The sequence below is a fragment of the Serratia sp. Ser99 genome, assembly GCF_024519545.1.
Lineage (GTDB): Bacteria > Pseudomonadota > Gammaproteobacteria > Enterobacterales > Enterobacteriaceae > Serratia > Serratia liquefaciens.
Genome location: NZ_JALJRT010000008.1, coordinates 60,622 through 73,240, shown reverse-complemented (window position 1 = coordinate 73,240; position 12,619 = coordinate 60,622). Strand labels below are relative to the sequence as shown.

The window sequence follows — 12,619 nt, the reverse complement described above, 5'->3', positions numbered from 1 at the left end:
TAATTATTAATGCGCTTTATCTTCACGAATAGAAGCTTGCAGGGCTTCTGCAAACGATCTTGCCAACGTTTTCCGCTGAACTGGAGCAACGCTGGTATTGATCAAATTAGTCACCATGTTGCCCAGCACCATCAAAGACAGATCGGTGGGAGTATGGTGTTTTTCCAGAACATTAACCAGCTCGGAGAGCAGTTGTTCAACGTGTTCGTCACTGTAACGGGATGATTGTGGCATAAAAATTGCGCTCAAAGCCTGACAAAGTCCCATATCTTACCGTATAGGACAGTGATTTTCTGCTCTTTTATCGATTCCCTTTGTCTTTCAAACCGTAGCGTGGCGGGGGCACCTGCGTTCCCCCGTCAAGGATTCTGCGCGATTGCCGGTGTATAGCCTGTAATACGTCGGTGAATCGAGGTATTTAGCGCCTGTATGGATGGTGGAAATATATTGATCGTCGACGGGTTGAACACTGCTTTAAAGTTGCAGCGCAGGGGCCTTCAGTGTTTGAATACGCGCTAAAAGAACAGGAGGATTTACCATGAGTCTGGATATCGACCAGATTGCTCTGCACCAGTTGATCAAACGTGACGAACAAACGCTGGACGTGGTGCTGCGCGATACTCTGCTGCCCACCAATGCGGCGGTAGAAGAGATGATGGAAGAGCTGCATCGTGTCTATAGCGCCAAGAGCAAGGCTTACGGCCTGTTCAATGAGGGCAGTGAACTGGCGGACGCGTTGCGCACCTGCCGCAAGGAAGACAAAGACTTTCTGGCTTTCAGCCGTGCCGCGACCGGGCGTCTGCGCGATGAGCTGGCCAAGTACCCGTTCGCCGAAGGTGGCGTGGTGCTGTTTGGCCAGTACCGTTATCTGGCGGCGGAGTATTTATTGATTGCGGTCCTCAACAGCCGCAACAGTTCGCGCGTTAACGAAGAGCTGGATATCAACACCACCCATTATCTGGACATCAACCACGCCGACATCGTCGCGCGTATCGATCTGACCGAGTGGGAAACCAATCCGGAATCGACCCGTTACCTGACCTTCCTGCGTGGACGTGTGGGCCGTAAGGTTTCCGATTTCTTTATGGACTTCCTGGCGGCGGCGGAAGGGCTGGACACCAAGGCTCAGAACCGCGGCTTGCTGCAGGCGGTTGACGATTATTGTGCTGATGCGCAGCTGGATAAAAATGAGCGCCAGTCGGTGCGCCAGCAGGTTTACAGCTATTGCAACGAACAGCTGCAGGCAGGCGAAGAGATTGAGCTGCAGGAGCTGTCGAAAGAGATTGCGCCGGTGGGCGAGAAAGATTTTCTGCAGTTTTCCAGCGAGCAGGGCTATCAGTTGGAAGACAGCTTCCCGGCCGATCGCGGTACGCTGCGTCAGTTAACCAAGTTTGCCGGCAGCGGCGGCGGCATCAGCATGAACTTTGACGCCATGCTGCTGGGGGAACGTGTATTCTGGGATGCGGCGACCGACACGCTAACCATTAAAGGCACGCCGCCGAACCTGCGCGATCAGTTGCAACGTCGTTTGGGCGGTGGCAACAAATAATTTCGCCGGATCGCAGACAATAAAAAACGCCGCAATTGCGGCGTTTTCTACTTCGGCGTCCCGAAAAGCTCGAATACGTTGCGATTACGCGCGAACGAAGTCGATGTGGGTCAGCTTCGGCTTGAACGGGTGACGCTGTACAGCCTGAACTTTAACTTTGGTTTCTTTACCGTCGATAACCAGAGTTACAGCTTCGCTGTAGAATTCTGCTTTAGCTTCCATGTTCTTAACAGAATCATGGTCCAGCTCGATGGAAACTGGAGCTTCTTCGCCACCGTAAACGATAGCTGGGAATTTATTTGCTGCACGCAGGCGGCGGCTCGCACCCTTACCCTGGTCTTTACGTACTTCTACATTGATAGTGAACATTGTTTTTTCTCTTAAAAGAAAATTTACCCTGCTACAGGCGACCCAGTAGCAAGTTCGATAACCTGCTTTAGCACCGGGCGAACCCAGGCAAAGCGGGCGGCATTTTAACGGAAAGCCGCCCACAGGGCAATGGAAACCTGCCTGATTTGCAAGGGGCAAAGATCAGTACAGCTCATTGGCGCGGCGGAAGCGTCCTTGATAATCGAACACTTTTTCTCGTACCTGCCAGAATTGACCGCGTTTGCGCGCCACAACAAAATCCGGATGACGCAGCAGCGCTTGCTGAGCCAGCACGTCGGCGGCATTTTGCCAAGCGAACGGCACCCCAGGCGCACGCTGATGTGGGCGCAGGAACAGCATGTCGAAGGCTTTGCGCTGCGCCGGCGTTTGCAAACGAAAACGTTCGCTGGTGCTGGTGCCATCTTCGTCGTAATAGGTCGCCTTTAGCCACTCCCCTTTTTCATCGCGGCCGCTTTGCAACTCCATGCCGCCACAGCGTAATACCAGGGCGTCTTTCAGCTTCAGCGCCGCCTTCAGCATATCGTCGGGATCGACCAGCACCTCCTGACACTGATGGCAGCGGCGAGCGGCAATGTCGTTCTCCGCACCGCAGTGCGGGCAGCTTTTGAAACGAAAACGGTAATCGCACTGTTCGCGATGGCCTTCATCGTCCTCCAGCCAACCCTGACAACGGCGACCGTAATGTTCGATGATATCGCCATTCTCGGTGCACTTGCCCCAGAACAGGTTGGCGAAGCCGCAGCCGGGACAAAATACCTGCACAGGTTGGCTATCGCTGTGCGGCTTGCTGACCCCCACCTCCGGCGTGAACAGGTCGTGCGGGTTCCCGGCGTAGTCGAGGATCAGACAATCCTCTTTGCCGGGGGCCAGCCGCAGCCCGCGGCCGACGATTTGTTGATATAGGCTAACGGACTCTGTTGGGCGCAGGATGGCGATCAGATCAACGTGTGGTGCATCAAAACCGGTGGTCAGTACCGCCACATTCACCAGATAGCGCAATTGCTGCTGTTTGAACGCTTCAATCAGGGCATCGCGCTCGGCGGCAGGGGTTTCTGCACTGACCAACGCGGCCTCGCCTGACGGCAACAGACCGTGAACTTCACGGGCGTGCTCAACGGTGGAGGCGAAAATCATCACCCCCTTACGCGTTTCGGCGTATTCCACGATTTGGCTGATGATATGCGGAGTGATGCGATTTTGCTGCTTCAGTTCGCGGTTCAGGTCCACCTCGCTGAACAGGCCGTTGCTTCTGGCCTCCAGACGGCTGAAGTCATACTGCACAATCGGCATGTCCAGCCGTTCCGGCGGCACCAAATAGCCGTTCTTGATCATGTAACGCAGCGGCAGCTCATAAATGCAGTCGCGGAACAGGCTGCTGGCATCGCCGCGGGTAAAGCCGTGATAGTGATACTGATAAATCCAGCCTTTTCCCAGCCGGTACGGGGTGGCGGTCAGTCCCAGCAGCCGCAGCTGTGGGTTGGTTTTCTGCAGATGCTGAATAATCTGTTGGTACTGGCTTTCGTCGTCGTCACTGATGCGGTGGCATTCGTCGATGATCAGCAGGGAAAATGCACCGTCGAACAGCGACAGATTGCGCGCCACCGATTGAACGCTGCCAAATACCACCTTACCGGCGCTGTCTTTTTGCTGCAGACCGGCGGCAAAGATATCCGCCTCCAGTCCGTAAGCGCGATATTTGGCGTGGTTTTGCGCCACCAGTTCTTTCACGTGGGCCAACACCAGGACCCTGCCGCGCGCGCGCTTCGCCAGCTCGGCGATCACCAGGCTTTTACCGGCGCCGGTCGGCAGCACAATCAGCGCCGGCTGCGGGTGCTGGCGGAAATGTTTAATGGTGGCTTCGACCGCTTCCAGTTGGTAGGGGCGCAGAGTAAAGGCCATAAATTAACGCCGTGGATTGAGAAGGGCCATCGGGAACAGGTTTTGTAACATCTGAACCCACAAAAACAGTGACATTCTACTCCCCTGATGGCTAAAAAATTTCTATTATTATGCCTTCTGAGCGCGCGCGGTGCGAGAAGCGTGGAAATTACCTCTGTCAGGGGGCCGTTTCCGCCGCTATACTCGTGTGACAGTAATCGCTGTTCCCCCCTCTTCGAACCTGCCCTGTTGCACCTGGTGCAACGGTGGGTGTCATATTTTAGCAATACGATCAATGCGATCATAACAACGACAGGCAAAGCAGATTCAATGCGACTGGACAAGTTTTTATCTCAGCAGTTAGGTGTTAGCCGTGCGCTGGTAGCGCGTGAACTTCGGGCCAAACGCGTCACCGTCGACGGTGAAGTGGTTAAGAGCGGAGCCCTGAAACTGACTCCGGAGCAGGTGGTGGCGTTTGACGGCAACCCGCTGCAGCAGCTCACGGGCCCGCGCTACTTTATGCTCAATAAACCGCAAGGTTACGTATGTTCTACGGACGATCCCGATCATCCGACGGTGCTGTATTTCCTCGATGAGCCGGTTGCCTATAAGCTGCACGCCGCCGGTCGCCTGGACATCGATACCACCGGTTTGGTGCTGATGACCGACGACGGTCAATGGTCGCACCGCATCACCTCACCGAAACACCACTGTGAGAAAACCTATCTGGTGACGCTGGAGCATCCGCTGGCGGAAGACACCGCGCAGCGCTTTGCCGAAGGCGTGCAGTTACATAACGAAAAAGATCTGACCCGTCCTGCGCAACTGGAAAAGATAGAAGACAACCTGGTGCGTTTGACCATCAGCGAAGGGCGTTATCACCAGGTGAAACGCATGTTTGCAGCGGTCGGCAACCGGGTTATTGAACTGCACCGCGAACGTATCGGTGCCATCGTGATGGATGAGGATCTGGCCGAGGGCGAATACCGTCCGCTGACCGAAGAAGAGATTGCCAGCGTGGGCGCACCGCACCTGCAGGATTAATTCATTACTCTACTACGGCTGATGAAGGAGTCGTTGAACGTGCAACAGAACCGGTCATCTCACCTCGGTTTGATTTTTATTCTGGGCCTGCTTTCCATGCTGATGCCATTGGCTATCGACATGTATTTGCCCAGTATGCCGGTGATTGCCAAACAGTTCGGCGTCGAGGCGGGTAGCGTGCAGATGACGCTCAGCGCCTATATGCTCGGCTTTGCTTTGGGGCAGCTGTTCTACGGGCCAATGTCAGACAGTATCGGCCGCAAGCCGGTGATCCTGTGGGGAACGCTGATCTTCGCGATTGCCGGCGGCGCCTGTGCAATGGCGCAGTCGATCGACCAATTGATCAACCTGCGTTTCCTGCACGGGCTGTCGGCGGCGGCGGCGAGCGTGGTGATTAACGCCCTGATGCGCGATATGTTCACCAAGGACGAATTCTCACGCATGATGTCGTTCGTCATCCTGGTGATGACCATCGCCCCTTTGCTGGCGCCTATGATCGGCGGTGCGCTGCTGCTGTGGTTCAGTTGGCATGCGATTTTCTGGACCATGGGCGCGGCGGCGCTGATCGGGTCGTTGCTGGTGGCGTTCTTTATCAAGGAGACGCTGCCGAAGGAGCGACGGCAGAAATTTCATTTGCGAACCACGCTGGGCAACTTCGCTTCATTGTTCCGGCACAAGCGGGTGCTGAGTTACATGCTGGCCAGCGCCTTCTCGTTTGCCGGCATGTTCTCGTTCCTCAGCGCCGGGCCGTTTGTGTATATCGAGCTTAATCACGTATCGCCGCAGCATTTTGGTTACTATTTTGCGCTGAACATTGTGTTTTTGTTCCTGACGACGCTGGTCAACAGCCGCAATGTGCGGCGGCTGGGGGCGATCAAAATGTTCCGTTTGGGCCTGTTTGTTCAATTGGCGATGGGGTTGTGGTTACTGGCGGTTAGCGCAATCGGCCTCGGCTTCTGGGCGTTGGTGCTGGGCGTGGCGGTGTATCTGGGCTGTATCGCCATGATTTCGTCAAACGCCATGGCAGTGATCCTGGACGATTTCCCGCATATGGCGGGCACCGCTTCCTCTCTGGCCGGTACGCTACGTTTCAGTATTGGTGCGCTGGTGGGCGCGATACTGGCGATGGCGCCCGGCAAGAGCGCCTGGCCGATGGTCTCTTCGATGGCGTTGTGCAGTATCGTTGCGGTACTGTTCTATTTATACGCCAGCCGGCCGCGCCATAAAGCCTCACCGAACACGCCGTAGTTCTCCTCCCTGACTCAGGCTCAACGTTACGTTTGGGCCTGAGTGGGTTGCACCTTCCGTTTTGCCTCCCTGAACTTCAATGACGTCAGTCGATTTATTGCTAAGCCTCCACGCGCCAATCAACAGGTTGCCGTTCATGCTGTGTGCTTTTTGTTAAATAAATTGCTCTGCCTGTGGCAAGCGGTGGCGGGTATTTACACTCCGGGTTTTGAAGGGAAATCGGCGGGTGTTTAGGTTAGGGTCATTGATAATCAAGGCATTAACTTAAGGTTGAGCTCGGCGTCAATAAGTTAAATGTTTCCACAATGTAAAATTATAAAGAGCGAAAAGTAACCGCATTGAGAGAAAAAAGAGTTGAGATTGCGGCGGGAAAGGGTTACATATAACGCAAAAATGCGAGCTGAGTCGCAAAATGCTGTGAAACGACAACGCAGAGTGTCTGAAAAACGGCAGGACATCAGTAAGCGCAGGGGTAAGTTAACTGTCTGTGACATTATTTACATTTAAATAACATTCATGGGCGGCAGAGTCGGGACGCAGCGGCTATAACTTAGTTACCCTGTCAGGTTAAAAGCGTTTCATTTTTCAAACTAGGGATTTCATGTGGAAAGTATCCAACTTTCGGTAGTGCATCGCTTGCCGCAAAGTTATCGTTGGCTATCAGGCTCTACCGGCGTCAAGGTCGAACCGATTCCGATCAGCGGAATAGACGAAGATAACAACCTGATTGGCCTGAAACTGCTCAGCCATGAAGGGGCTGACGCCTGGCAGGTCATGCAGCAGCTTAATCTGTCTTTGCAGGAGATTCAGGTCGACTGCGCCATCGTGGAGTGGGAAGGGGAGCCTTGCCTGTTTGTGCAACGCTGTGACGAAAGCACCACCCTGTGTCGGCTCAAAAACGTCGGTGCCGCTATCGCCGAACCCATGAGTGCGCAATATCCTTTCTGACTCCCGCCGCTAGTCCGCCAACTGCAACAGCTGCTGCGTATAAGCGGCGGCGGGCGAGTTAAAGATCGTCTGACAATCGCCTTGCTCAACCACCTCTCCCTGTCGCAATACAATGACCTGATGACACAGCGAACGCACTACCTGCAAATCGTGGCTGATAAACAGATAGGCCAGCCGGTGGCGTTGTTGCAGTGATTTCAGCAACGTCAGGATTTGCGCCTGCACCGATTTATCCAGCGACGAGGTTGGCTCATCCAGGATCAGCAACTGCGGTTGTAAAATCAGCGCACGTGCGATGGCGATACGTTGGCGTTGGCCACCGGAAAACTCGGTAGGGTAACGGTGGCGCAAAGCAGGATCCAATCCCACTTCTTGCAATACCTCGGTCACCCGCTGTTCTCGCTGCTCGGCACTCAGTTTCTGATGTACTTCCAGACCTTCGGCAATAATTTGCAGCACGTTCAGCCGGGGGTTCAGCGCCGAGAAAGGATCCTGGAACACAATCTGCATCTGGCTGCGGTACGGCAGCATTTGCTTCATGCTGAACTGGTGCAGCGGCTGGCCGTTAAACCACATAGCGCCTTTGGCACTCAGCAGACGCAATAGCGCCAGCCCGGTGGTGCTTTTCCCCGAACCTGATTCTCCTACCAGCCCAACGCTTTCCCCGGCCTTCAGCTCAAAACTCAAATCCTTCAGTGCATAATGATGACCGACCGTGCGGCGCAGCAAACCGCGCTTGATTGGGAAGCTGACCTGCAGGTTTTCCACCTTCAGCAGCGGAGCGGCATCCGCCGGCAATGGCAGCGGATCGCCCACGTTCTCCGCCGCCAGCAATTGCTGGGTGTAAGGATGCTGCGGCTGGCTAAACAGGCGGACACGGTCGTTCTGCTCAACGCATTGGCCCTGGCGCATCACCGCCACGTTGTCCGCCAGGCGACGCACAATATTCAGGTTGTGGGTGATAAACAGCAGCCCCATGCCCATTTCCTGCTTCAGCTCCTTCAGCAGCAGCAGAATTTGCGCCTGGATAGTCACATCAAGCGCGGTGGTGGGTTCATCCGCGATCAGCAATTTGGGCTGGGTCAGCACCGCCATGGCGATCATCACCCGCTGTCGTTCGCCGCCGGAAAGCTGATGCGGATAGTCTTTCAACCGTCCTTTGGCATTGCGGATACCGACGCGATCCAGGCATTGGATGATCTCGCCGCGTGCGACGTCGCGCCGCATGCCGCGATGCAGCGCCAGTACTTCGGCCAGCTGTTTTTCAATGGTGTGCAGCGGATTGAGCGACACCATCGGCTCCTGGAAAATCATCGAAATCTGGTTGCCGCGCACCTTGCGCAGCTCGGCCTCTGGCGCATGCAGCAGCGAATTGCCGTTGAACTGGATATCGCCGGCGGTATAGACCACCGGAGGCGAGGGCAGCAGGCGCAATACCGACAGCGCAGTGACGCTTTTGCCTGAACCGGACTCACCCACCAACGCCAGCGTCTCTGCCTTTTCGATCTGCAGCGAAAGGCCATTGACCACCGGGTTCAATACCTCTCCCTGACGAAAAGCCACGCCGAGATCCTGAATTGAAAGCAGAGGAGTGCTAGCCATATTAATGCGCCTTGCTGGGGTCAAAGGCGTCGCGTACCGCTTCGCCGATAAAGATGAGTAAAGACAGCAGCACCGCCAGCACCAGGAAAGCGGTGATGCCGAGCCACGGCGCCTGAAGGTTGTTCTTGCCCTGCAGCAACAGTTCGCCGAGCGACGGGGAGCCTATCGGTAGACCGAAGCCGAGGAAGTCGAGCGAGGTCAGGGTCGTGATGGAGCCGCACAGAATAAACGGCAAGAAAGTCAGCATCGCCACCATCGCATTGGGCAGCATATGGCGATACATAATGACCCGATCCTGCACCCCCATGGCGCGTGCGGCGCGGATATAGTCGTAGTTGCGGGTACGCAAGAACTCCGCGCGCACCACGCCCACCAGGCTCATCCAGCCGAATAAAATGGTGATGCCGAGCAGCCACCAGAAATTGGGTTGTACGATGCTCGACAACAAAATGATCAAAAACAGCGTCGGCATGCCCGACCACACCTCGATAAAGCGCTGGCCCCACAGGTCTATGCGCCCGCCGTAGTAGCCCTGTACGGCACCGACGCAAACGCCAATCACGCTGGAAAACAGCGTCAACGCCAGCCCGAACAGCATCGAAATACGAAAGCCATACAGCACGCGGGCCAGCACGTCGCTGCCGTTACCGTCGGTGCCCAACAGATTGTGGCGTGAAGGCGCGGAGGGGAAGGGCACTTCGGTAGCGAAATTGATGGTGTCATAACTGAAGCGGATCGGCGGCCAAACAGCCCAGCCGTGGCTGTCGATCTGTTTTTTTACGAAGGGATCCTGATAGTCGGTGGCGGTGTTCAGCTCGCCGCCGAAGGTGGTCTCGCTGTAGTCGATGACGAACGGCAGATACAGGCGCCCTTCGTAGCGCACCAGCAGTGGCCTGTCGTTGGCGATCAGGTTGGCCCCCAGGCTGAGGACAAACAGCACCAGAAAAATCCACAGCGACCAGTAGCCGCGGCGGTTGCTGCGAAAACGTGCCCAGCGCGCCTGGTTAATTGGGCTTAAGCGGCTCATTGGCGGGCCTCGAAATCAATACGCGGATCGACCAGGGTATAGGTGATATCGCTGAGAATATTCAACAGCAGGCCAATCAGGGTGAAGATATACAGCGTGCCGAACATCACCGGATAATCGCGCTGCAGCGTGGCGTCATAGCCTAACAGACCCAGCCCGTTAAGCGAGAACATAACCTCGATCAGTAAAGAGCCGGTGAAAAACATGCTGACAAAGGTCGCCGGGAAGCCGGCGATCACCAGCAGCATGGCATTGCGAAACACGTGGCGATAAAGGATTTTGTTCTCGTCCAACCCTTTGGCGCGGGCGGTAACCACGTACTGTTTGCGGATCTCGTCGAGGAACGAATTCTTGGTCAGCATGGTCAGGGTGGCGAAACCGCCAATCACCGTCGCCAGAACGGGCAGGGTGATATGCCACAGGTAGTCGGTGATTTTGCTGTACCACGGCAGGGTATCGAAATTGCTGGAAACCAGACCACGCAGCGGGAACCAGTCGAGATAGCTGCCGCCGGCGAACAGCACAATCATCAGAATGGCGAACAGAAAAGCGGGAATGGCGTAACCGATGATAATCAGGGTGCTGCTCCAGGTGTCGAAGGCGCTGCCGTTATGTACGGCTTTGCGGATCCCTAGCGGGATCGACACCAGGTAAATGATCAGCGTACTCCACAGCCCCAGCGTAATGGAGACTGGCAGGCTATGACCGACCAGCTGCATCACCGACGCGCCGCGGAACAGGCTGTCGCCGAAGTCGAGGCGCATGTAATTCCACAACATGGTGAAATAGCGCTCGTGCAGCGGCTTGTCGAAGCCATAGCGTTTGGTGATTTCGGCGATCACTTCCGGATCCAACCCGCGGGAGCCGCGGTATTGACTGTCCGTGGCACTGGCAACGCCGGTGCGCGCATGTCCCAAGCCGTCGCCTATTCCGCCGCCGCCGAAGCCGCTGCTCTGGCCCATTTCGATAGTGGCGATGGCCTGATCGACCGGGCCACCGGGCGCAATTTGCACGATAAAAAAGTTAATGGTGATGATCGCCCACAGGGTGGGGATAATCAGCAGCAGTCTGCGAATTAAATAAGCCGCCATCGCAGATTCCTTATTGTTGTTGAGCCGGCAAACGCGCCGCCTTATTGACGTCAAACCACCAGTTATCGAAGCCGATCACATAGGCCGGGCGGATAGGCGGCGTGGAGAATTTGTCCCAGTACGCGTAGCGATCGTGATTGGAATACCACATCGGCAGCATGTACCTGTTCCAGGTCAGTACCCGATCCAACGCCCTGCCCAGCGGCAGCAGGGCTTTCTCGTCGCCCTGGTGCGCGGCGATCTGCCTGACCAGGCTGTCGACGGCCGGATCGGTGACGCCGGGGGTATTCCAACTGGAGTTGATGTATTTGGAATCCCAAAGCGTCTCAAGGCTGGAGCTTGGGAAGGGCATAGCCAAATAGACCGTCGGCATCATGTCGAAATCACCGTCTCGCATACGCTTAGTGAACTGGGATATGTCGATCTCACGGATCTGCATATCAATGCCCAGCCGTTTCAGGTTGTGCTGGAACGGCAATACGTACTGGAAGTTGCTGCCGCTCAGCAGCATCAGTTCGAAGCTGAAGGGCTGGCCGGTTTTACTGTTCACCAACCGCTGGTTTTTCACTTCCCAGCCGGCCTGGTTCAGCAATTGTGTGGCTTTCAGCAGGTTCTGGCGATCGTTGCCGCTGCCGTCGGAGGACGGTGGCTGGTAGATACTGGTGAAGACTTCCGCCGGTACCTTGCCCTTCAGCGGTGCCAGCAGCGCCAATTCAGCCGCGTCAGGATAACCGCTGGCGGCGTAAGGCGTATTTTGGAAATAGCTGTTGGTGCGTTGATAGGCATTGTAATACAGCGCCTTGTTCATCCAGTCAAAATCAAACGCCAGCGTGATCGCCTCGCGAACCTTGGGGTCGGCAAACAGCGGGCGTCTCATGTTGAAGGCCATCCAGCGGGTATTTTGCGCCGACTGGTTGGTTTCGTCCTGTTTGATTATATAGTTGCGGGCGAAATTGCCCCCCTGGTACTGGGTTGCCCAGTTTTTTGGCGAGCCTTCAATGCGGAAGTCATAGGCACCGGCCTTAAAGGCTTCCAGCGCAACTTTATCGTCCAGGTAGTAGTCGTAGCGGATGCTGTCGAAGTTAAAACGGCCACGGTTAACCGGCAGATTAGCCGCCCAGTAATCTCGCACGCGCTGATAGGTAATATATTGACCTAGGCGGTAGCTGGCAATCTTGTATGGCCCGCTGCTGAGCGGCGGCGTGCTCAGGGGTTCATTCAACTTGTGATCTTTCCAGAAGCTTTGCGGCAATATGGGTAGGCTAAACAGCCCCAGCAGTTTGTCTTTATCCGGCTGCGGGAATTCGATACGTACCGTCAGACGTGAGATAGCCTTGACCGCAATGCCTTTGTAGGCGACGCGAAACTGCGGTACGCCTTCGGTCATAAACTTGTTAAAGGTGAAGGCCACGTCGGCGGCGGTGATGGGCGTGCTATCGTGGAAGCGGGCGCGGGCGTTGATATCGATCTCTACCCAGCGCATGTCGGCCGGGAAGCGGGCAGATTCGGCAATCAGCGGGTAGTAGCTGCCTATTTCATCGTCCGAGGTAGTAAACAGAGAGTCATACAATGCGTCGGTGCGTTCGCCGGGCACGCCGCGGGGGGCGTAGCGGTTGAAGTTATCATAGGTGCCAATCGCTGCCAGCCGCACATCGCCACCTTTGGGCGCCGCAGGGTTAACGTAGTCGTAATGGCTAAAATCGGTGGAGTATTTGGGCTCACCGAGCTGGGCGAAAGCATAGCTTTCATTGAGGGTTTCAGCCTGCAGACCGAAACTCAGTGCTGAGAGCACCAGGGCAGCAAAAACGCGCACGGACATCTTGACGGTAAGCTCCTGCTGTA

General features: G+C 55.8%; 11 protein-coding genes. 4 read left to right on the top strand and 7 right to left on the bottom strand.

What is annotated here, in order from left to right; genetic code table 11:
• Positions 1-6: 6 nt before the first annotated feature.
• Positions 7-234, bottom strand: a complete 228-nt coding sequence (locus tag NR114_RS16575) for a YejL family protein (protein ID WP_020827787.1) — start codon at positions 232-234, stop codon at positions 7-9.
• A 304-nt stretch (positions 235-538) separates the two neighbouring features.
• Here NR114_RS16575 and yejK point away from each other — a divergent pair, with 304 nt between their 5' ends.
• The gene (gene yejK / locus NR114_RS16570; RefSeq protein WP_020827786.1) at positions 539-1,549 is read left to right on the top strand and encodes a nucleoid-associated protein YejK; all 1,011 of its coding nucleotides are present in this window, start codon (positions 539-541) and stop codon (positions 1,547-1,549) included.
• Between the two features lie 84 nt (positions 1,550-1,633).
• Here yejK and rplY read toward each other — a convergent pair whose 3' ends face one another.
• A complete protein-coding gene (rplY, locus tag NR114_RS16565) occupies positions 1,634-1,918 on the bottom strand; it encodes a 50S ribosomal protein L25 (RefSeq protein ID WP_020827785.1) in 285 nt (94 codons plus the stop codon).
• Between the two features lie 162 nt (positions 1,919-2,080).
• Positions 2,081-3,838 (bottom strand): DEAD/DEAH box helicase, encoded by a 1,758-nt coding sequence (locus tag NR114_RS16560; protein ID WP_048759244.1) that lies wholly within the window; start codon positions 3,836-3,838, stop codon positions 2,081-2,083.
• Between the two features lie 309 nt (positions 3,839-4,147).
• Here NR114_RS16560 and rsuA point away from each other — a divergent pair, with 309 nt between their 5' ends.
• The 3 genes from rsuA to NR114_RS16545 all read left to right on the top strand — a co-directional run bounded on the left by rsuA (position 4,148) and on the right by NR114_RS16545 (position 7,057).
• On the top strand, positions 4,148-4,861 hold the full coding sequence (gene rsuA, locus NR114_RS16555; RefSeq protein ID WP_020827783.1) for a 16S rRNA pseudouridine(516) synthase RsuA: 714 nt from the start codon (positions 4,148-4,150) through the stop codon (positions 4,859-4,861).
• 39 nt (positions 4,862-4,900) lie between these two features.
• Complete coding sequence (locus NR114_RS16550; RefSeq protein WP_041415525.1) at positions 4,901-6,109, top strand: Bcr/CflA family multidrug efflux MFS transporter; 1,209 nt, start codon at positions 4,901-4,903, stop codon at positions 6,107-6,109.
• A gap of 603 nt (positions 6,110-6,712) precedes the next feature.
• Positions 6,713-7,057: a YejG family protein gene (locus tag NR114_RS16545; RefSeq protein WP_048759243.1), complete on the top strand. Its 345-nt coding sequence runs from the start codon at positions 6,713-6,715 to the stop codon at positions 7,055-7,057.
• 9 nt (positions 7,058-7,066) lie between these two features.
• Here the strand turns inward: NR114_RS16545 and yejF are convergent, their stop codons facing one another.
• The 4 genes from yejF to NR114_RS16525 are packed head-to-tail and all read right to left on the bottom strand — an operon-like array spanning position 7,067 to position 12,596.
• A complete protein-coding gene (gene yejF / locus NR114_RS16540; protein ID WP_234528942.1) occupies positions 7,067-8,659 on the bottom strand; it encodes a microcin C ABC transporter ATP-binding protein YejF in 1,593 nt (530 codons plus the stop codon).
• Position 8,660: 1 nt separating this feature from the next.
• Positions 8,661-9,686 carry an ABC transporter permease gene (locus tag NR114_RS16535; RefSeq protein WP_129940887.1) on the bottom strand — a complete coding sequence of 342 codons (1,026 nt, stop codon included), beginning with the start codon at positions 9,684-9,686 and terminating at the stop codon, positions 8,661-8,663.
• Complete coding sequence (locus NR114_RS16530) at positions 9,683-10,777, bottom strand: microcin C ABC transporter permease YejB (protein WP_048759238.1); 1,095 nt, start codon at positions 10,775-10,777, stop codon at positions 9,683-9,685. Before NR114_RS16530 ends, NR114_RS16535 begins: the two co-directional genes overlap by 4 nt.
• A 10-nt stretch (positions 10,778-10,787) precedes the next feature.
• Complete coding sequence (locus NR114_RS16525; RefSeq protein WP_234528943.1) at positions 10,788-12,596, bottom strand: extracellular solute-binding protein; 1,809 nt, start codon at positions 12,594-12,596, stop codon at positions 10,788-10,790.
• Between the last annotated feature and the right edge of the window lie 23 nt (positions 12,597-12,619).

Excerpts from the sequence above, each read along its gene's own strand:
- rsuA (WP_020827783.1), top strand. The coding sequence starts at position 4,148 with ATGCGACTGGACAAGTTTTTATCTCAGCAGTTAGGTGTTAGCCGTGCG.
- NR114_RS16530 (WP_048759238.1), bottom strand. The coding sequence starts at position 10,777 with ATGGCGGCTTATTTAATTCGCAGACTGCTGCTGATTATCCCCACCCTG.
- NR114_RS16535 (WP_129940887.1), bottom strand. The coding sequence starts at position 9,686 with ATGAGCCGCTTAAGCCCAATTAACCAGGCGCGCTGGGCACGTTTTCGC.
- rplY (WP_020827785.1), bottom strand. The coding sequence starts at position 1,918 with ATGTTCACTATCAATGTAGAAGTACGTAAAGACCAGGGTAAGGGTGCG.
- yejF (WP_234528942.1), bottom strand. The coding sequence starts at position 8,659 with ATGGCTAGCACTCCTCTGCTTTCAATTCAGGATCTCGGCGTGGCTTTT.
- NR114_RS16525 (WP_234528943.1), bottom strand. The coding sequence starts at position 12,596 with ATGTCCGTGCGCGTTTTTGCTGCCCTGGTGCTCTCAGCACTGAGTTTC.
- NR114_RS16560 (WP_048759244.1), bottom strand. The coding sequence starts at position 3,838 with ATGGCCTTTACTCTGCGCCCCTACCAACTGGAAGCGGTCGAAGCCACC.
- yejK (WP_020827786.1), top strand. The coding sequence starts at position 539 with ATGAGTCTGGATATCGACCAGATTGCTCTGCACCAGTTGATCAAACGT.
- NR114_RS16575 (WP_020827787.1), bottom strand. The coding sequence starts at position 234 with ATGCCACAATCATCCCGTTACAGTGACGAACACGTTGAACAACTGCTC.